This is a genomic window from Nitrosomonas sp. (genome assembly GCF_022842015.1).
Classification (GTDB): Bacteria; Pseudomonadota; Gammaproteobacteria; order Burkholderiales; family Nitrosomonadaceae; genus Nitrosomonas.
The window spans coordinates 1-19,305 of the sequence record NZ_JALHQJ010000061.1; the positions used below are offsets into that span (position 1 = coordinate 1).

The 19,305-nt window shown below is 43.3% G+C and carries 19 protein-coding genes; 4 read left to right on the forward strand and 15 right to left on the reverse strand.

The window, feature by feature from the left end:
* A partial coding sequence (locus tag Q0C11_RS11245) for a hypothetical protein (protein ID WP_293008009.1) occupies positions 1 to 224 on the forward strand: 224 nt, incomplete at its 5' end.
* Positions 225 to 386: 162 nt separating this feature from the next.
* Here Q0C11_RS11245 and Q0C11_RS11250 read toward each other — a convergent pair.
* Positions 387 to 1,877 carry an alginate export family protein gene (locus Q0C11_RS11250; protein WP_293008011.1) on the reverse strand — a complete coding sequence of 497 codons (1,491 nt, stop codon included), beginning with the start codon at positions 1,875 to 1,877 and terminating at the stop codon, positions 387 to 389.
* 477 nt (positions 1,878 to 2,354) lie between these two features.
* Between Q0C11_RS11250 and Q0C11_RS11255 the strand changes: the two genes are divergently transcribed.
* Both Q0C11_RS11255 and Q0C11_RS11260 read left to right on the forward strand, forming a co-directional pair.
* Complete coding sequence (locus Q0C11_RS11255) at positions 2,355 to 3,509, forward strand: ATP-binding protein (protein WP_293008013.1); 1,155 nt, start codon at positions 2,355 to 2,357, stop codon at positions 3,507 to 3,509.
* A gap of 2 nt (positions 3,510 to 3,511) precedes the next feature.
* Positions 3,512 to 4,123 (forward strand): response regulator, encoded by a 612-nt coding sequence (locus Q0C11_RS11260; protein WP_293008015.1) that lies wholly within the window; start codon positions 3,512 to 3,514, stop codon positions 4,121 to 4,123.
* Positions 4,124 to 4,469: 346 nt separating this feature from the next.
* Here Q0C11_RS11260 and Q0C11_RS11265 read toward each other — a convergent pair whose 3' ends face one another.
* From Q0C11_RS11265 to fliF, 14 genes are all read right to left on the reverse strand, one after another.
* On the reverse strand, positions 4,470 to 6,383 hold the full coding sequence (locus Q0C11_RS11265) for a hypothetical protein (protein ID WP_293008017.1): 1,914 nt from the start codon (positions 6,381 to 6,383) through the stop codon (positions 4,470 to 4,472).
* 175 nt (positions 6,384 to 6,558) lie between these two features.
* Positions 6,559 to 7,356 (reverse strand): flagellar biosynthetic protein FliR, encoded by a 798-nt coding sequence (gene fliR / locus Q0C11_RS11270; RefSeq protein ID WP_293008019.1) that lies wholly within the window; start codon positions 7,354 to 7,356, stop codon positions 6,559 to 6,561.
* Between the two features lie 53 nt (positions 7,357 to 7,409).
* The gene (gene fliQ / locus Q0C11_RS11275) at positions 7,410 to 7,682 is read right to left on the reverse strand and encodes a flagellar biosynthesis protein FliQ (RefSeq protein ID WP_096292894.1); all 273 of its coding nucleotides are present in this window, start codon (positions 7,680 to 7,682) and stop codon (positions 7,410 to 7,412) included.
* 13 nt (positions 7,683 to 7,695) lie between these two features.
* Entirely contained in the window at positions 7,696 to 8,442 is a 747-nt protein-coding gene (fliP, locus tag Q0C11_RS11280) for a flagellar type III secretion system pore protein FliP (protein ID WP_293008025.1), read from the reverse strand.
* Positions 8,443 to 8,539: 97 nt separating this feature from the next.
* On the reverse strand, positions 8,540 to 8,980 hold the full coding sequence (gene fliO / locus Q0C11_RS11285; protein WP_293008027.1) for a flagellar biosynthetic protein FliO: 441 nt from the start codon (positions 8,978 to 8,980) through the stop codon (positions 8,540 to 8,542).
* Positions 8,981 to 8,990: 10 nt separating this feature from the next.
* On the reverse strand, positions 8,991 to 9,533 hold the full coding sequence (fliN, locus tag Q0C11_RS11290; protein ID WP_293008029.1) for a flagellar motor switch protein FliN: 543 nt from the start codon (positions 9,531 to 9,533) through the stop codon (positions 8,991 to 8,993).
* A 16-nt stretch (positions 9,534 to 9,549) separates the two neighbouring features.
* Entirely contained in the window at positions 9,550 to 10,527 is a 978-nt protein-coding gene (gene fliM, locus Q0C11_RS11295; RefSeq protein WP_293008031.1) for a flagellar motor switch protein FliM, read from the reverse strand.
* 7 nt (positions 10,528 to 10,534) lie between these two features.
* Entirely contained in the window at positions 10,535 to 11,029 is a 495-nt protein-coding gene (fliL, locus tag Q0C11_RS11300) for a flagellar basal body-associated protein FliL (protein ID WP_293008033.1), read from the reverse strand.
* Positions 11,030 to 11,357: 328 nt separating this feature from the next.
* On the reverse strand, positions 11,358 to 12,533 hold the full coding sequence (locus Q0C11_RS11305) for a flagellar hook-length control protein FliK (RefSeq protein WP_293008035.1): 1,176 nt from the start codon (positions 12,531 to 12,533) through the stop codon (positions 11,358 to 11,360).
* Between the two features lie 81 nt (positions 12,534 to 12,614).
* Positions 12,615 to 13,073: a flagellar export protein FliJ gene (gene fliJ / locus Q0C11_RS11310; RefSeq protein WP_293008037.1), complete on the reverse strand. Its 459-nt coding sequence runs from the start codon at positions 13,071 to 13,073 to the stop codon at positions 12,615 to 12,617.
* Positions 13,074 to 13,087: 14 nt separating this feature from the next.
* Positions 13,088 to 14,503 (reverse strand): flagellar protein export ATPase FliI, encoded by a 1,416-nt coding sequence (gene fliI, locus Q0C11_RS11315; protein ID WP_293008039.1) that lies wholly within the window; start codon positions 14,501 to 14,503, stop codon positions 13,088 to 13,090.
* A gap of 1 nt (position 14,504) precedes the next feature.
* The gene (locus Q0C11_RS11320; RefSeq protein ID WP_293008041.1) at positions 14,505 to 15,206 is read right to left on the reverse strand and encodes a flagellar assembly protein FliH; all 702 of its coding nucleotides are present in this window, start codon (positions 15,204 to 15,206) and stop codon (positions 14,505 to 14,507) included.
* Between the two features lie 78 nt (positions 15,207 to 15,284).
* Positions 15,285 to 16,280: a flagellar motor switch protein FliG gene (gene fliG, locus Q0C11_RS11325; RefSeq protein WP_293008043.1), complete on the reverse strand. Its 996-nt coding sequence runs from the start codon at positions 16,278 to 16,280 to the stop codon at positions 15,285 to 15,287.
* Entirely contained in the window at positions 16,273 to 17,988 is a 1,716-nt protein-coding gene (gene fliF, locus Q0C11_RS11330; protein WP_293008045.1) for a flagellar basal-body MS-ring/collar protein FliF, read from the reverse strand. Before fliF ends, fliG begins: the two co-directional genes overlap by 8 nt.
* A 337-nt stretch (positions 17,989 to 18,325) precedes the next feature.
* Here fliF and Q0C11_RS11335 point away from each other — a divergent pair.
* Positions 18,326 to 19,305 (forward strand): histidine kinase dimerization/phospho-acceptor domain-containing protein (locus Q0C11_RS11335; RefSeq protein WP_293008046.1); only part of this gene is annotated, 980 nt, incomplete at its 3' end.

The following is a 19,305-nucleotide window of genomic DNA, read 5'->3' on the forward strand; positions in this document are numbered from 1 at the left end:
TAACTGATTGCTCCCTAAATTCCTGGCTATATTGTGCGCGGGGTAATTCCATCTCCATCCTCCATTTCATGTTCTCATTTTATGAAACTTCGGACTCCATGAAAATAAGCATACCTCAAAACATCCGCTACGATCGTGCAGATGGTATCGACATGGCATTCCGTCCATTTGACGGAAGGAAAGATCAGTTTCTGTTCTCGCTGGATGCGACGATTCCTTTTTAAAAGCGATTAAAACTTTAGTCGTGTAGCAATAAATCAAAAAGGGGCTACACCATTGAAAAAATGAATAAATTTTTTTCACGAATTATATGCATAGCACTTGAAGAACACGAAAAGTTTAATTTAATAAATTGTTATTAATAATAATATTTCTGATGCGAAGCATTAAAATTTAAAAGTAACCATGGTATATCCATAATTCGTATCCGCCATACCCGGGCTTTGTGGGACTTTATCGAAGTAGTCGCCTTTGAATATATGGCTATACCCTATATCAAAGCTCATGCGTTTTAGATAACTCCATTGAGGAGCCCAACCCACACTAATATCAAGCATATTGCCCAGGAAAGTTCCAGCCTGGCCAGTTGGATCTTGCAGGCCGCTACCAACATATGCGCCATGCTTATTGGCTAACCAATACGCGCGATGAGACATCATAAGCCTGACATCAGGACGCGGTATGAAGGTTGCACGAAAACCGACGGGTGAAAACAGGTTGGAAGGAAACCATGGTCCAAACATACCAGTGGGGCCATATTCCACACGACGTTTTGCATACAAAATATCAAAATTCTTATTGGGATCTTGGCTTCCTGATGAGAAGTCAAATAGATAAACTAACCTTAAGGGCATTGCAGTCTTAAAGCTATAACCTATTTCGCCATGATGGCGATGCGCAAAAACCTTGGTATTCTGAGTATCCCCAAACTGATACATGGATTCAATTTCATAATCCACCTGTCCTGCCACTGGCTTGGCAAACAATCTAAAGCCTGTAGTGGAAAGATTGCGTTTCCTGAGCTTGTTCCCTTCATTTAATTGCAGGAAATAATAATCAAAGTTAGCCCAGGGTAGGTCACGGTTAGTAATCTGCAAACCTGAAAAATAAGTTTCAGGCGTGTTCCAATCCATATGCGTTGGTTCCCTATTGACCGGACGGGTGCCAAATACTTGCAATCCCCATTTCTCTTGCTCGTTTCCTACTACAAGCCGTATCCCATCAAAAGTGGGCGTTAAGGTTCCCCACCGATGGCCTCCTAACAGGCGCGCTTCTCCTGTTTCCAGTAAAAATCGACCCACTTCGAATGTTGCGTTATAACCTGTTCCTAAAAAATTCTTGAATAAATAATCGAGATGAAGTTGAGTAAAATCAAAATGATTAGCAAAGACATTTGATTGGCCCTGCCCAAAATTTGCTAAGGGAGCGCGTATATCCGTCAGTTCGAGTGTAAACTTAAGGGGGTCAATAATATTCTTGATTTCCATTAGAAATCTAGTCCGCTGATGAACCATATCATTAAAGCCCGGAATATTCCTCGTGAAACCATTATCGTAGGCAGCATAGCGTGTTCGGTGCTCAACTGCTAAATCGAGCCAATCCGGCGTTATAGCAGAAAGTGGATTTTTATGATTTTCCATGATTCTAGTTAGATTATCATAGTCAAATCGAGTTTCCCCCACGGTTTCCTGCGCACTGAATGGCGCTCCATTAGTCTTTTTGGGTGTCTTGTGGTTTCTGGCAAGAACCGAAAAGTTTTTGGCTTTCTCTATTTCCGTACTTTTTGTTTCTGCGGCAAAAACACCACTAATCCAAGAAAAATATCCAAATAATGAAAACTTTATCAAGTAGACCAATAGTCTATTTTTACTGAACATCTGCTTGCCTCCTTTATAATCGCTATCAGAAAAACCTGACTCCAAATATTACTGGAGAAGTGCGGGAGGCAATATTCGTGCTGACGCGTAAGGGTAAACCCTTATATGCGTAAATTTATATAGTAGAATCAGTATCCATCTCAGGCTTTTGAGTAAGTATAAGTGAGGTCTTTAAGAGATAGGATTGGTTCGATTGATGCGTTAAGGGATTGAAAAATTTAGAATCTTTGTTTGATGCGGCAGCGAATGCGCTGCTGTTTGGTTGTTTTGCAAAAGGGGCTAACGGTTTAGAGATCGAATTGTTGCAAGTGGCTCGATACCTGAAGCAGTATCGGTATTATTAAGCACTTTGTTCTAGGGCACTTGTGAGCCGATCCGAAAGCGATGGCAATTTACTAGTTGGACACAGCAGCAGGAGAAGGAAATAATGTTGAATGTTCAATTAAATCCGATAAAAGTTCAGCAACGGATTTATTAATGGTTTCATTTAATGTTGCAAACTCGAATCTTGATGTCGAAGAGGCGCTTCGCGTTAGTGAAGAACGCCTGCATTTAGCCAAACAGGCTGCGGGCTTGGGTATATTTGACTACGATATTAAACGCAATATCGTATACTGGGATAAGCAAATGCGTAAATTCTGGGGCGAGCCTTCTGAAAGTACCATAAGTTACGAGGAGTTTGTCGCGAGGATACATCCGGAAGATCGTGCAGCGAGACAAGAAGCTATAGATTGTGCAATGAATCCTGCCGGTAACGGCGAATACAGAGCAGAATATCGCGTTGTAAATACCGCTAATGGTGCTGAGCTCTGGATAGCTGCAATGGGACAAGTTTATTTTGAAGCCGGTCAGGCAAATCGACTCGTAGGCATCACCCGCGATGTCACAGAGCAAAAAAATATCCAAAAAAAACTTCAGACGCAGCGCGACGAAGCTGAGAGTATTCTTAAACAACAAGTCGCGGCACGCACGGCCTCAGCGATTGCTCATGAGCTTAATCAACCGCTGACGGCAATTTCTGCTTATAGCGAGGTGGCCCTTCATGCGATACATAATGATGATCTTGATTCTGGTCATTTAATAAGAGCGCTTGAAGGATGTGTGGAACAAGCGCAACGTGCTGGCCGCAGCTTGCATGAACTGCTAGCTTTTCTCCAGAAGGGTGAGGTGGTAACCGAGCGGTTAAATCTAAACGAGGTAATACATGACGCGCTAAGCATTGTACGCAATGACGGTCACGGTGGGTTTCATGTCACGTTGCATTTGCAGCAAAACCTTCCGGCTATTCGATGTAATCGCACACAAGTACAAAAAGTTTTGGTGAACCTACTCAGGAATGCTGACGAAGCTATGCGTGCCGTGGATTTACCTGCCTTAACGGTTTCTACTAAGGTGCAAACTATGAATGAAGTCAATGTGGCTTTAGTGATTGTTCAGGATAACGGCCCGGGTCTTGAACCCGCAGTGGCAAAACGCATATTTGAGCCTTTTTTTACGACCAAGCCAACAGGTATCGGCATGGGGCTGGCCATTAGTCGTACATTGATTGAAACCAATGGCGGCTATCTCTGGCTAGATCCGGATACAAGGCCAGGCGCTAAATTCCAGTTTACTTTGCCTTTTGCGTCATGATCATGCATGAACCCATTGTTTTTATTGTAGATGATGATGCAGCCGTGCGAAATTCCCTTATGCTGATGCTGGAACAGGCAGGCATGCGCGTGCGATCTTTCGAGCACGCAAATGCTTTTCTGAGTGCTTATCACCCCGATTTCTTTGGCTGCATTATCATTGACGTGAAAATGCCCGGAATAGATGGTCTGCGGCTACAAGAGGAACTTACTTGGCGCAAGATTGAGTTGCCCGTCATTTTTCTTACCGGACATGGTGATATTCCGATGAGTGTAAGGGCAATCAGAGGGGGAGCAGTGGATTTTCTGACGAAACCAGTAATACGGGAAAAACTGCTGGTCTGTGTGCACGCAGCTTTTGCGGAAGCCAAGAAAAATATTAGTGACTTTGCACGTAATAAAGAAATGGTATCGTGCTTAATGAAGCTTACTGACCGCGAACGCGAGGTGATGACCTTGGCGGTCCAAGGGCATAGTAACAAGCAGATTGCTTGTTGTCTGGGCATCAGTCATCGCACTGTTGAGATCCATAAATCCAAGATTATGCAAAAAACAGGTGCAAGTAATTTGCTGGATCTTGCACGTATTGCTCGAGAATGTGATTTGAACGAATAATTCTGCGGTGAGTGTACAGAATATAGAATATCTGGATAAATGCAGCAGCTCACACTCGATCTGATAGTCGTTGCGTCAAATTGAGTAATTGTTAGATCAAGTAACAGCTGGTGTACCTAAGTTTATCCGTGAAATGACTTGTTTCTCACAGGCCATTTTCAGCTTGTTGTTAAACGGACAAGTTTTTCTTTTATCTCGGATTTCTTTTAATGGGGAAATCCGAGATAAGCTAAACTTAAATGCAGATTCCGTGGACAATGGAAGCTTATTCACCGAATCTGATACTGCTGATTGAGCAGCGAGGGTGGGCTCCTGCCCTCACAATAAAGTTACAGGAAATTGCAAACTAAGCTTTAGATCTACTAGGAGGCGAACCTGCGATTGCGGTGGTTGATTTTGAACTGCTCGGTAGTTGATTTTTTGTGCCCGAAGTCATTTTATTGCGAGAATGTTCTGCGGCGGCGATCTCTGCTCGTATTCTTATAGTAGCTGCAGCAGTCGCTTCTTTGTCTGCTTGAGAGCGGACAAGCAGCGCTTCTTTAGCCATAGTCTCAACCGCTTCTCTGGCAGCAGCAGCCTCCAATGCAGTTGATTCCAAGGCTATACGTTCTTGCATGGCAAGCAGAGCTGCTGATTCTTTTCTGGCTTTCTCCAATGCAATTCTAGTGGCATTCTTTTCAGCTTCAAGTTGCGCTCTGGCTTTATTGGCGGCCATAATTTTGGCTTGCGCTCTAGTGATTGCCAATCCTGTAATTTTCTGCTCAATCTCAAGACGCTCAGCCACTGCTTGCTTTGCATCCATTATCGCCTTGGCACGGATTACTGCATCATCTTGCAGGCGTTGTTCCAAATCAGCTTTGCTATTAGTTTCTTGAGCTGCAAGGATATCCATTTGTGTCTTTGCTTCTGCGGCTGTTGTTAATCGTATCTCAGCTTCTGTCTTGCTTTTTGCAGCATCCCGTGCGGATTTTTCAGCTTCAGCGCGCGCTTTAGCCTCTTTGATCGCTTCCTCATCTGCTTTGGCACGTTTCTGATATTCTTTGGTCGCGGCAGTTTCGATTTTTTGCTTCTCTTTTGCAATGGCTGTGGCTTCTTTTTCTGCTCGCAAAGTCATTTCTGCAGCAGCTAATGTTTCTGATTCAATCCGCATCCGCTGATTTGCTTCCTCTAGCAACTCAGATTCTAGAGCCAGTCGTGCCTTGATAGCTTCAGTCGCTGCATTTTCATTGGCAATAATGGATTCGGCTATTTCTGCCGCAGCTTTTTCTGCATCGAATCTTTTACGTGCAGCAATTGTTGCCTGAATATCTAACTCGGTTCTCTTCTTAGCTTGCTCGGCTGCGATGGCTTCAGTTTCTGCTTTTTCCACTGCCGCATTGGTAGCGATCGTTTCAGCTTTTAGCCGTTCTTCCTCATTTTCTTTTGCTCGTTTTTCTTCCTCCAAGCGCCGAGAAACCTGTGCCAAGGTTTGTGACTCAATTCGTGAACGCATCTGAAATTCATCGAGAGCTTGTTTTTCAGCTACTTCATGTGCTTTAGACAACGCCATGATTTCTTGCGCTTCCCGAATTTTGGCTTGTGCCATGATTGCTGCGCTGGTTTCTGCTTCGATCGCAGCTAGTGCGGCAGAATGCGCATCATTTGCTAGTTGAGCCCGATATTTCGCTGCTTCTGTAGCTTCTTTTTCTTTTTGTGCAGCTGCATGCGCTTTATCCAGCGCTGTCGCTTCTTGTTCAACACGTTTTTGCATTTTCTCAACAATCGAAGCTTCGGCTTTGATTTTGGCTTCCAATAATGCATTTAAGGCCTTTTCAGCCTTTATTTTCTCTTCCGCAAGCAGTTTGGCTTTTATTTCAAGTTCGCGGAGAGTATTGGCTTCTCGAAATGCTAATGCTTCAGCTTTTGCTCTGGCTCGAGCTTGGTCAGTTGCCATTGCTTCGGCTTGGATTCGGGTTTCAGCTGCAATTCTGGCGTTGGCCTCTGCTCGGGCTCTCGCTTCAGCAGTCACTTTGGCAATATTTTCTGCTTTAATTCGCCTATGTGCTTCTTTGATCGCTTGATCTTCAACACTAAGTCGATTACGGAATGCAGTATCAAGCAATTGTTTGACTTCATCTGCTGACGCAAACTGCTGATCATCACTCGACATCTCGCAATACTCTGAATCATCAGTAGACAAGATAACCGCATCGTCTGGATGTGATTCCGTCGATGAAGAAAGTTTGCGCAGTGAATTGAATAAGCGTGACTTGAATGTCATAAATTTTAACCAAACCGGCAGTGATATGAATAAACAATTTCCAGAAAATAGATAACTACTTTAGCAGCTTTTGGACGATAGATTTGTCTTGAAAAAGAAGGGAAATATTGCCTGTTTATCAAAAAAAATAAATCAATTTATAGTAAAACTTATCTCGAGAAAGATTTTATTTCTTCTAGGGCATATTGATTTCATCAATGTTAAGGATACCCATCATCAGATTCAAACCATCGTGTACTAAATACTCCAGAATGGGAGTATAGAAAGGCATGCTAAGCCCTAAAACAAAGAAACCAATGGCTAGGGTTAGTGGAAAACCGACTGCGAAGATATTTAATTGTGGTGCGACCCGGGTTAGGATGCCCAGAGCAAGGTTGGTAATCAGTAATGCTGTCAGAACAGGTAGTGATAATTGCAATCCGGATTTGAAAATTTCTCCTCCCCAGTTTGCAAGTGTAGTGAATGTTGCATCTGTTATCGCTGTCGGGCCTATGGGTAGGGTGTTGAAGCTCTGTGAAATTAAAGCAATCATCATTAAGTGGCCATCCATGGCAAGAAATGCCAAGCTGGCGATCACTCCCAGAAAGCGTCCGATAATGTCTATCTGACCAGAATTTTGGGGATCAAAGAATAATGCAAAGCCCAGTCCCATTTGCAAGCCAATTAATTCGCCGGCCATTTCGACAGCAACAAAAACAACGCGCATGACAAATCCAATGGCCACACCAATCAACACCTGCTGCAGTAGGATTACTAAGCCAATCCCGGATGCAGGATCAATTTGCGGCAATGATTTCTCGACTAATGGCAGGACTAGAGTCGTAATCATAATTGCTAAGCCCAGCTTTACCTTGACCGGGACACTGGGGTTTCCTAATATGGGGGCGCTTGCGATCAACGCCAGAATTCTGCTCAGCGGCCAAATAAATGCTGCTAGTAAGGTATTTAATTCTGCGGTGGTTATATTGATCATGCTATTAGCCCATTGCTTGCTTGGCTAAAGAAAGTTAAATTGACTATTAAATCTTAACCGACTGCCAACCACGGAATACTTGTGAACAGTCGTTGCATATAATCTGTCATAACAGCAATCATCCACGGTCCTGCCAGTACCATAACCAAGAACATGACTAATAACTTGGGTATGAATGACAAGGTCATCTCGTTAATCTGAGTTGCCGCTTGAAAAATGCTGACGAGCAAGCCCGTTGCTAAAGCCGCGAGCAGTAACGGGGCGGAAATCATGAATGTGATTTCAAGCGCCTGCCGACCGATGGTCATCGCACCTTCTGGGGTCATAGTAGGTTTCCTTTTAGGTATAAAAGCTTTGAGTCAATGAGCCAATAATTAAATGCCAGCCATCGACCAAAACAAAAAGCATTAATTTAAAGGGTAGTGAAATAATCATTGGAGACAGCATCATCATACCCATAGCCATCAATACACTGGAAACAACTAAATCGATAATCAGAAATGGAATGAAAATAACAAAACCAATCTGGAATGCCGTTTTCAGTTCGCTGGTAATATATGCTGGAACCAGTATTTTCAGTGGTACTTCATCGCGACTTTCAAGCTCTTCACTTTCGGAGATTTGAATAAAAAGCGCTAAATCCGTTTCCCGAGTCTGATGCAGCATAAACGATTTCAGTGGCACACTGGCTTTTTCAGCCGCTTCCATAATGCTTATCTTATCTTCAGAAAAAGGTAGGTAAGCTTCGGAATAAACACGATCAATAACCGGTGACATAATGAAGAAAGTTAAAAACAAAGCTAATCCAAGCAACACTTGGTTAGGTGGGGAAGATTGCGTACCCAGCGCCATTCTAAGAAACGACAACACAATGATGATACGGGTAAAACTTGACATCATTAGTACCAAGGCAGGTAAAAATGTCAGTGACGTTAACAACAATAACGTTTGTAAGCTCAATGTATAGGTGGCACTTCCATCTGCGTTAGATGTGCTGGTAAATGCTGGAAAACCAGATTGTTGTGCAAATGCTGGTAAAGCAATGAAACCGGCAAAGAAAAGTGCTATCTGGAATAATCGAGGCATTCTTATTCTGCTCAGATATCGCGAGAGATATGATGACAATTCATAGATAATCTTACTGAGGTGTGAAGGTAAATGAATAATCAATTCAGGAAGCTTGTTATGCATTTTCTTTTTTTATACTCTGGTTAAGTTGCTCGGCAAAGACCGGGGAAGGAGATGACCCATGCGATATCGGAACGGACGCTTCATTCGTAGGCTTAGTCATTGCGTGTAATTTGTTCACGCGACCGGGGGCCACGCCAAGAACCAGCCAAGTGTTATCAATTTCGACTATTACCACCCGCTCTCTTTGACCCACTCCGGTAGTTGCGACAACTTTGACAACGCCTGCGGTGGCAGTCGGTATCAATGAATATCGCCTAAGCAGCCAAGTAATACCGCCTATGAGCGCCAATACCAGCAGTAGCCCGCCCATCATTTGTAACGTACTCTCGGTTGAGATCACGGGGGGAGGGGAGATGTAACTTGGCTTTCCAGTTTCGGCAATGGCCGGGAATGGAGCGATTACAATGAGAAACAGCAAATAACGGCTTAGCATTTTATGAGCTCTAGCGATTAAGTTTGCGAATTCGTTCACTAGGTGTAATGATGTCGGTCAAGCGGATGCCGAACTTATCATTCACGACCACAACTTCACCTTGTGCAATTAGACAACCATTAACCAGTACATCCATAGGCTCACCGGCCATGCCGTCAAGCTCTACTACAGAGCCTTGTGCAAGTTGCAATAGATTTTTGATAGCAATCTTGGTTCGACCGAGTTCCACCGTCATTTGTACTGGAATATCCAGAATCAAATCTATGTCATGTCGGGCTCCATGCGATTCTCCATCTTTTGAGAATTCCTGAAATACTGATGCGCTAGCATTCTGTGGACCAAATGCAGATCTTTTTTGCCCTTTGTCAGTCTCTGCGAGAGAATTTGTGTGACTTTGCTCGGCAGTTGTCTGTTCAGTCATGGCCGCTGCCCAATCATCGGTAGCATCTTCATTGTCATTACGTGCATCGATTTGTGAAGCTGTCGCTTGTTCAGCCATGGCTGCTGCCCAGTCATCGGGTTCTGCTTGTGCGCTTTCTGTTGATTCTGACATCTTGTTCTCCAATAAATTATTCGAATTCTGATCTAGAAATCATTGAATTAACTCTCAGTGCATAATGCCCATTCATAGTGCCGTAGCGGCAGTCCATTACAGGTACACCATCAACACATACTGAAATAGATTTTGGGATTTCGAGTGGAATAATGTCCCCAGCTTGCATGCTCAGAATCTGTTCAAATGTAACTTTTGTACATCCAATGTTTGCAACTAATTCCACTTCAGCGCCTTGAACTTGCTGCGACATTAATTTGATCCAGCGTTTATCGATCTCTAAATGATCGCCTTGCAATGCGCTGTATAAGGTATCTCGAATGGGTTCGACCATGGAGTATGGAATGCAAACATGCAATCCTCCTCCTTTATTTCCCAAATCAATATCAAAAGTCACGCAAACCACCACTTCGTTCGGTGTGGCGATCGTAGCAAACTGAGGATTCATCTCAGATCTAACATATTCAAAATGAATAGGATAAACGGATTTCCACGACTTCTCGTACTCCTCAAAAACCACACCTAATAAACGCTGAATAATGCGCTGTTCTGTCTGGGTAAAATCTCTTCCTTCAATGCGCGTGTGATATCTGCCATCACCGCCAAACAAGTTATCCACAATCAGAAAAATTAAATCGGGATCGAAAACAAGCAATGCTGTACCTCGCAATGGTTTCATTTGAACCATATTGAGGTTAGTTGGTACGACCAGGTTACGCACGAACTCACTAAACTTGATTACTTTAACCGGACCAACCGCTATATCCACTGTACGGCGCATAAAATTGAATAAGCCGATACGTAATAATCTTGCAAACCGTTCATTGATAATCTCATAGGTGGGCATCCGTCCTCGAACAATCCGTTCTTGTGTCGCAAGATTATAATTACGGACACCACCTGTCTCTACCTCTTCTACTATCTCATCGGTTTCACCCGTGGTACTTTTAAGAAGTGCGTCAACTTCATCTTGAGAGAGAAAATCTTCAGCCATGTTCGACTTACTGAATTACAAACGATGTGAATAATACTTCTCGTACGTCTTCTTGCAGATCTTCGGAATCAAGTGAATGCCTGATTTCATCAGAAATCTGCTGGCTTAGCTGTTGCTTGCCAGCAATGCTCGAAATATCAGCCGCCTTCTTGCTGGAAAGCAACATAAGAATACGATTGCGAATCAACGGCATTTGTTTGGCTATTTCTTGCACAGCTTCGGTTTCTCTGACTTTGACGGTTAATCCCACCTGCAAATATTGATTGTTCTCTTCCGGTTGAAGATTGACAGTAAAAATCTCAAGGTCTATAAAGGTGGTTGGTTTTGCTTTTGGCTTGGGTTTTTCAGTTTCGCCGTCCTCGTCGGCTGACATTTGCATGAAGTACCATGTACCACCCACACCAGCGCCGAGCGCGACGATTGCAATCAAAATGATAATTATCAAACCCTTCTTGCTCTTTTTGCCTTCTGCAGCAGGCGGTGTTTCATTAGATTTTGACATTTAGTTCAGCTCCGCTATTAGACGAAATTTATTATCTTCGACGGAGCAACAAACTGATATGTCAAATAACAATGAAATAGTGTCGCTATTTTCAGATACTGAAACTCATCAGCGACCAAGCAGGTATTTAAAGACTTCGGTTTTTAGAAAGAGACGGCAGTTGCATGAATATGAAAACAAATTTTATTTGTTACACAATCCAATTTTTGTTTGCGTGATTGATGACGGGATTGTCGGATAATTGCTGTTCTGGCTATTTCCCGACAATCCGATAACTCAAATACATGAGGGTAAATACCTAGAAATCAAACGGAGCATTATTGAAATATTACGCGTAAGTGTTGACCATGCCAAGATGCCTGCTAGGCGTAGTAATGGTTTCAATTTGATTGCCAGCCTCCGCTTCAGCGCCAAGTATGTTGGTTGTATTTTTTGCTGATTGATAACTCTGCTGTTGTTTGTTTTCTTGTTGAAAGGAATCGGCGCCAACCATTACATTGCCTAATTGGATACCGTTTTCAGCCATCATCTCTCTTAACCTTGGCAAAGCTTCCTGAATAGCTTCGCGCACCGCTAAATGTGGAGACACAAATTGTGCAGTTGCCTGATCCTGCGTGATCGTTAACATCACTTCGACAGGCCCCAAATGCGCTGGATTCAGGTGGATCTCAGCCACCTGATTTTGCTGAGAAGTCAACCAAACTACTTTTTGTGCAAATTCACCTCCCCATTTTGGCTGATTTATTGGAAGGTCGACATGAATATCCTGCGGTACGGTATTTACTGTACCAGTACCAGTTGAACTGAATGATTGTGATGTGAATGATTCGTTACGCGCCGAAAAAATCGATTCCACTGGGGGGCTTTGGGTAATTACGCTCATTTCTGAAGAAAATGACAATAAATTGCCGTCAACGGCAGAGTCTGCCGAATTCAATGATTGCCAGATATTACTGGGTAGCGAAAAATAATCATTCGTGATTAAGTTAGGCTGTATCAGTTTTTGCTGAAGCATGGGATTCACCGTTGCAGCCATTGAACTCGGAGTCGGCTCACCATCTTGTGGAATTAATGAATTCGGAAATATCGTGGTTGATATTTGCGGCATATTCGATAGCCCTGACTTTGTATTGGGATCGAGTATTGACTCCATTGGAACTTGCGAGAGATTAACGTTGATTTGATGGGTCGAATTATTTAGCAGAGCTTGAATAAAGTTGGCTGTTCCACCCGCAATTACTGTTTCAGGTACGGTTGAGGCTGCATTTGCATCATCATCATTATCGCTATCTTCTGGAGATGCTGTGCTGTCAGAGCGCTCTTTCGCAGTGGATGTGCTGTTTTTCTCATGCTTGTTTTCTGCCTCAGATACTTCACGCTGCAAAACTGTTCCAAACTCTTCGCTGTCAGATTCATTTGCTCCTGATGAATTTGAATTGATCGTAGCTGCAATATTATTCTCAGCTGAAGAATTAATTTGAGGTGCGACTGATATGTTTAACATAAATTTTGGGTCTCATACGATTTATAAAGCTACCAATCAAAAAGCAATATTCATACCAGTGTGACATGTGCAGATATGTGGCTAGCTGTCTTTGGGGGCATGCGAGTTGCGATAGAAGGAATTTGATGCGAATTCATCTTGTATTTTCTGTTCGTTTTTTACTTGCATTAAATCTTCTGCTTTTTTCTTACGTTGCGACAATGTATCGTAGGATTTTAATTTTTGTTGACTGGATAGAAATTCATCCCCTCCAGCAATTTTTATTTTTTGGGCAAATATTACTGCCTGGCGCTGCTCTGTTATAGCGGCATCAAGTTTGTTCATGAAAGCAATATAATTAAGCCACTCAATATGGTCGATTCCGGTTCCTGTTGAATCCTGCATGTGCAATTGATAGCTATGACGATATTGCAGAAGCAAATTTAATTTTTTTTCTGCTTCTTGCTGTTGGATATTCAGCTTACCGAGTTTTCTTGCTAAAGCATCCGTTTGTTGTTGCGCTAAATCCAGAAGAATTCTCAGCGATGAATTTGTCGACATAATGATGTTTTTCCCTAGGCGCTGTATTTACTATTTTCATTCTCAAATAAATTTTTTAGTTTCATAAGGCTATCGGCAGAATTCTCATATTGCGACATGGTTTGTAGTAAAAATTTTTCGAATGCGGGGTAAAGCCGAATGGCTCGATCAAGTTCTGGATCCGTACCCGCGACATAAGCGCCAACACTGATCAAATCATGACTGCGTTGATAGCGTGCATACAGACTTTTAAATTGCCGTGCCATTTCAATTTGTTTCTGTGGCACCACGCTGGTCATCACGCGACTGATCGAAGCCTCGATATCGATTGCTGGGTAATGTCCTGCTTCCGCTAATCTTCGTGATAAAACAATATGACCATCAAGAATAGCGCGGGCGCTATCCACGATTGGATCATTCTGGTCGTCCCCCTCTGCTAACACAGTATAAAAAGCTGTAATTGAGCCACTATTCTGACTACCGTTACCAGCGCGTTCGACTAATTGGGGTAATTTGGCAAATACTGATGGCGGATAGCCTTTAGTGGCTGGAGGCTCGCCGATAGCCAAAGCTATTTCTCTCTGTGCCATGGCATAACGAGTCAATGAATCCATGATGAGCAATACATGCTTGCCGCTATCTCGAAAATATTCGGCAATAGCTGTTGCATAGGCAGCACCTTGTAGACGTAACAATGGTGATGTGTCCGCAGGTGCGGCAACAACCACGGAGCGTGCGAGCCCTTCCTCCCCTAAAATATTTTCAATAAATTCCTTAACTTCGCGCCCCCGCTCTCCGATTAGACCGACGACAATCACATCGGCAGTGGTATAGCGTGCCATCATTCCTAGTAATACGCTTTTCCCTACCCCGCTTCCTGCGAACAGCCCCATGCGCTGCCCTCTTCCTACCGTAAGCAGTGTGTTAATGGCACGTACCCCAACATCAAGTGGTTCATTGACAGGAAATCGTTCTAGTGGGTTAAAAGGACGACTGTAGAGGGGCACGCTATGTTCTGCATGGGTTGGCCCAAGCCGGTCGAGCGGCTCACCCATACCATTTAATACGCGCCCCAGTAACTCTGGCCCAACAATTACATGCTTCGCACGATCCGCAGCGCGTCTTCGTGGATGTTGAAGATTACCGATACGGGGGGGCTCGCTGGCAACTTCTGAAGGAAATACTTTTGCACCCGGTGATAGTCCATAGACATCACTCGATGGCATTAGGAATAAACGCTCTCCAGAGAACCCTACAACTTCAGCCGAAACATTTTGCCCGTTTGATAAGAAAACAGTACAACTACTCCCAACAGCTAATCTGAGTCCTACTGCTTCCATGACCAATCCCGTAACCTTGGTTACTGTTCCGCTTGATAAGAAAGGGCTGGTGGGATTAATGATTTGAGAGCAATTCTTTAAGAAACTACTCCATTGTTCATGACGTGACATGCTAGTCTTTCATCTCAAGCCACTTATCATCGTGACCAATGGCCGATAGAGCTCTGTGCCAGCGAATTTCCATACTTCCGTTGATTTCGCTACCATCCGCTTCAATACGGCAACCACCTCGAGATAATTGCTCATCTTCACGGATACACCAGTTATCTTGTTCTGCCTGTTCGTTAAGATGTGCGGCAACCAGTTTTGCATCTTCTGGGTTTAAATAGAGGCGCGGATTTTGCATTGAATGAGGTAAGTTGCGAAGAGCCTCTTGTACAATAGGTATGATTAATTTAGGGTTTAGCTTTAACGCTTCCGTGACCAACTTCCTTGCAAGTGCAATCGACAAATCCAGCAAACTGTCTGCAACCTGTTGATCCATGTTCTGAAGATCCTGGGTCAGTTTTGCGAGTAGTGATTGAATACGAGCTACTTCTACCTTCACTTCTATTTCTGCAACTTCCCTGCCTTCAGCATATCCGGCCGCATGGCCTTGCTGTAGTCCTACTGCATAACCGGTTTCTTTAGCACGCTGATAAGCTGCTGCAATTTCTTCCTCGTTTGGCAGTGCTACTCTTTTCTGTTCATCTTCTGGGTAATGATTCTCAGCTTCCTGAGTTTTTATCAATAAATCAGAATCCTCTAAAGAATCCATTTCCCAGGGTTGATAAGCCTTGAGATCCTCTTTTGGAACAAAATTATTTGTTATCATCGGCAAGCCTTGAGTTTCGAACTAAATAGCCAGAAGCCATTGTTATTGATTTAAATAATTTAACGGAAAAACTGTTGGCTAGATAAAACCATCATCACCCTTTCCGCCCAGAACAATTTGTCCATCATCCGCCAATTGACGTACAACCTTAAGAATCTCTTTTTGTTCGGCTTCGACTTCAGAAATACGCACCGGACCTTTACTTTCAAGGTCTTCACGAAGGGCTTCAGCGGCACGTTGCGACATGTTCTTGAAAATCTTCTTACGTAACTCTTCTTGTGCGCCTTTCAGAGCGATTATTAACGATTCTGATTGCACTTCCCGGAGCAGTAGTTGAATACCATGATCATCTATATCAATCAGGTTATCAAATACAAACATTTCATCCATGATTTTTTGTGCTAATTCTTCATCGTACTGCTTAATATTTTCAATAACGCTGGCTTCGTGAGCCGATGGGGCAAAATTGAGAATTTCGGCAGCCGTTCGAACTCCGCCCATAGCCGCTTTGCGGATATTGGCACTGCCCGATAGCAATTTTGTTAATACATCATTCAGCTCACGCAATGCATCAGGTTGAATGCTGTCAAGTGTAGCAATGCGTAGTAACGTATCGTTACGTAAGCGCTCAGTAAACAGACCTAGAATTTCACAGGCTTGATCGCGTTCCAGATGAACGAGGATAGTGGCGATAATTTGTGGGTGCTCATTTTTAATTAATTCAGCTGCTGAGACTGCATCCATCCATTTCAGTCCTTCGATACCACTGGTATCGCCACCTTGTAGAATTCGATCTATAAGACTGGCAGCTTTTTCATCACCCAATGCGCTGGTTAAGACTTTGCGGATGTAATCTGACGAATTCTGTCCTAAGGTAGTTTTTCCCTCAGCTTCATCACAGAATTCAGATACTATGTTTTCAATTTCTGACCGAGTAATATTCTGCAGCGTAGACATGGTCTCGCCCAGTTTTTGGACTTCTTTCGGTGCTAATAATTTAATCACCGATGCGGCTTCTTGTTCGCCTAAGGTCATCAGCAAAATTGCACTCTTCTTGAGTCCTTCGTCATCCATTTTTAACCATCCAATCCTTAACAACATTAGCGACAATGGATGGCTCGTCTAGGGCCAATTGTTTAGCACGTTTGAGATTTGCATCGTACATCGATTTCTGAATAGCCTGCATCGCCGTTCCATCCATTTGTCCCGGCAATTGCTCCAATACAGTTCCATCAGCGGCGACCTGAGTTGTTTTATCGGTCAAAGCCGGGACTGGTGGCGGTGGCGCCAGACTCTTGAGAAATGGTCGAAGAATTTTTAACAAGAAAAACAGAACGACACTTATGATTAATAATTGTTTCGCAAAATCTTTTGTCAGCATGATAACGTCTGGATCTTTCCAGAAAGGAATTTCCAAAACTGTTTCAGTTTCTCCTGTGAATAAGCCATTAGTAACAGTTAGCGAGTCTCCTCTTTTTTCGTTATAGCCCATAGCCTCTCTGACGAGATTATTAATTTCTTTAATTTCTTCGGCACTTAACGGTTCATACGTGATTTCTCCGTTTTCATCCACCTTCTTGCGGTAATTAACGACAACCGCAGCGGATAATCGTTTGATATTTCCGGTTGATTGTTGCGTATGCTGAATAGTTTTATCAACCTCGTAATTAATTGTCGATTCCTTTTTTGTATCGGTAGGTAGCGGCGGAGTATTATCACTTTCCTCTTCATCATCCCCAGCTTTATTTCCAGCGGGTTTCTTGCCCCCAACTTCGATTGGCGCGATTGCTGGTTCTGGCGGTCTGTTTGTCAGAGCCCCAGGGATTCCTCCATCGAATTTTGAGCCTATAGACACAGATTCATGCGTTTGCTGACTTCGAATCGAGGCGCGATCCGTTTCCGTGTTATTAGGTCGATAAGTTTCTTCTGCACGCTTGATGCGAGAAAAATCAACGTCAGCCGTGACTTGTGCGCGTACATTAGCGGCTCCGGTAATAGGTGTTAATATGGTTTCAATGCGACGGATATAGTTTTCTTCAAGTTCCTGTAGATACGCCAATTGCTTGGCATCAAATCTGGAATCTTCTTTTTTATCATTTTGAGTGCTGAGCAAGTTTCCATTTTGATCTATAACAGTCACATTCTTTACTGGCAAACTCGGTACACTGCTGGCCATCAAATGTACGATTGCACTGACTTGTTCAACACCCAGTACACGGCCAGGATATAAATTGAGTAATACAGAAACACTGGGTTGTTGTTTTTCTCTTGAAAAGACAGATGGTTTGGCTATCGCTAAATGTACGCGTGCGCTTTGTACTGCTGATAATGATTGAACCGAGCGTGCCAATTCGCCTTCTAGTGCACGTTGATAATTAACTTGCTCAAGAAATTGACTGGAACCAAATTTCTGGTTCTCCATTAATTCAAATCCAACCAATCCTCCTTTGGGTAATCCCTGACCCGCCAGTCTCAAGCGGACTTCGGGAACTTGTTTTTCAGGAATCAGAATCGTACCCCCGCCTTCTGAAAACTTGTAGGGCACATTCATTTGTTGCAATGCGCTGATAATGGAAGCGCCGTCATGATCCGACAAATTATTATAAAGGGCACGATATTCCGGTGTTTGGCTCCACATCAAAGCACCCGAAAATAAGGCAATAACTGCAGCTACAGCAATAATCAATCCAAGTTTTTTTTGATTAGACAGCGAACTAAGGTGTTCTAGCCTGCTTGTTGTAGCGGGGTTAGTTGCATTGGATTCACTAGGTACTGTTGCCACTTACTCTTCTCCTACTTATTCCCAAATCACTTCTCAATTGGAGTGTGTTTTTACCAGAAAATTACGTAACTTATGTTTGCAAAAATCATTGTCGCTTAACAAGCAATACGTTTCAGCATTTCGATTCAATCCCTATAAAGTAATACCGTAAGAATAGCTGTTTATAACTGGATCACTTAAGTTCTGAATAGATTTTTATTAATGTGATGATTATCGATAAATTCGCAAAATCTGATTGCTTAAAAAGAATAGCTTTGCCTGCCTTATTCGCGTCATTATCAGAACGGGTAACAATGCTAAGCTATCAACAACTTCTACCAATGGTTAATCTACACTAGTGCAAACAAGAAAATCTATTGACATCCAATCGATACCATTAGATCCAGAGCAACTACAGCTTGCATTTGCTGCATTTAATGAGGCATCAGAGCAGTTATCCAGTGCCTATCAGGAATTGCAGCAACAAGTCGCGGAATTGACTCAGGAGTTGGCACTTGCAAATGGCGAATTGCACAAGCAACTAATTGCGAAAGAAAATTTATCGCAGCAATTAAGCCTTTTGTTAAACGCCTTGCCGGGCGGAGTGATTTCACTTGATGCACAAGAACGCATCGAGCAAGTCAATCCGGCGGCAATCGATATACTCGGGGATCCCTTGCTGGGTATGACGTGGCAACAGGTGTCTCAGAGACGATTATCCTCTACAGGGCTGGTTAATGAATGGCACGTTACATTGCAAACAACATCCGAGCAACGGCGCATCCGGATCGAGAGCAGCGCGACCGACTCAGCCGGAAGAAGAATCCTGTTAATCAACGATATTACTGAAGCTTATGCGGTACAGGAGCAAATCAGACGCAATCAACGGCTAACCGCTATGGGAGAAATGGCAGCGAATCTTGCGCATCAATTGCGTACCCCGCTTTCAACCGCATTAATCTACGCCAATCACCTGGGAAGTGATGCCTTAGCTTCGAACGAACGACGAAAACTTGCTGCAAAAACGATTGAACGCTTGCATCATCTGGAGCACTTAACAAAAGACATGCTGCGTTTTGTGAAAGGTGAAACAAGCCCACTTGAAACTGTTGCAATCAGTGGCTTAGTAGCAGAGTTACAACAGGTTATCGAGCCGCAAATGAAACAACATGGTTTGCAATTCACGGTGAATGAGAATAGCGCAGGCGAATTTCTGGTAACCGATCGCCAAGCCTTGTGCGGTGCACTAATTAATCTTCTGGAAAATGCAATTCAAGCATCGCCTGCAGGCAGTCAAATTTCTCTCACAACTCGTTTAGAACAGTCAAATATCGTTTT

Bases quoted from the DNA above. Each gene is read 5' to 3' on its own strand.
- fliI (WP_293008039.1), bottom strand. From the start codon at position 14,503: ATGTCACGTCATGAACAATGGAGTAGTTTCTTAAAGAATTGCTCTCAA.
- fliP (WP_293008025.1), bottom strand. From the start codon at position 8,442: ATGCCTCGATTATTCCAGATAGCACTTTTCTTTGCCGGTTTCATTGCT.
- Q0C11_RS11320 (WP_293008041.1), bottom strand. From the start codon at position 15,206: ATGATAACAAATAATTTTGTTCCAAAAGAGGATCTCAAGGCTTATCAA.
- Q0C11_RS11255 (WP_293008013.1), top strand. From the start codon at position 2,355: ATGGTTTCATTTAATGTTGCAAACTCGAATCTTGATGTCGAAGAGGCG.
- fliG (WP_293008043.1), bottom strand. From the start codon at position 16,280: ATGGATGACGAAGGACTCAAGAAGAGTGCAATTTTGCTGATGACCTTA.
- fliL (WP_293008033.1), bottom strand. From the start codon at position 11,029: ATGTCAAAATCTAATGAAACACCGCCTGCTGCAGAAGGCAAAAAGAGC.
- Q0C11_RS11250 (WP_293008011.1), bottom strand. From the start codon at position 1,877: ATGTTCAGTAAAAATAGACTATTGGTCTACTTGATAAAGTTTTCATTA.
- fliN (WP_293008029.1), bottom strand. From the start codon at position 9,533: ATGTCAGAATCAACAGAAAGCGCACAAGCAGAACCCGATGACTGGGCA.
- fliR (WP_293008019.1), bottom strand. From the start codon at position 7,356: ATGATCAATATAACCACCGCAGAATTAAATACCTTACTAGCAGCATTT.
- fliM (WP_293008031.1), bottom strand. From the start codon at position 10,527: ATGGCTGAAGATTTTCTCTCTCAAGATGAAGTTGACGCACTTCTTAAA.
- Q0C11_RS11305 (WP_293008035.1), bottom strand. From the start codon at position 12,533: ATGTTAAACATATCAGTCGCACCTCAAATTAATTCTTCAGCTGAGAAT.
- Q0C11_RS11265 (WP_293008017.1), bottom strand. From the start codon at position 6,383: ATGACATTCAAGTCACGCTTATTCAATTCACTGCGCAAACTTTCTTCA.
- Q0C11_RS11260 (WP_293008015.1), top strand. From the start codon at position 3,512: ATGCATGAACCCATTGTTTTTATTGTAGATGATGATGCAGCCGTGCGA.
- fliO (WP_293008027.1), bottom strand. From the start codon at position 8,980: ATGCTAAGCCGTTATTTGCTGTTTCTCATTGTAATCGCTCCATTCCCG.
- fliQ (WP_096292894.1), bottom strand. From the start codon at position 7,682: ATGACCCCAGAAGGTGCGATGACCATCGGTCGGCAGGCGCTTGAAATC.
- fliJ (WP_293008037.1), bottom strand. From the start codon at position 13,073: ATGTCGACAAATTCATCGCTGAGAATTCTTCTGGATTTAGCGCAACAA.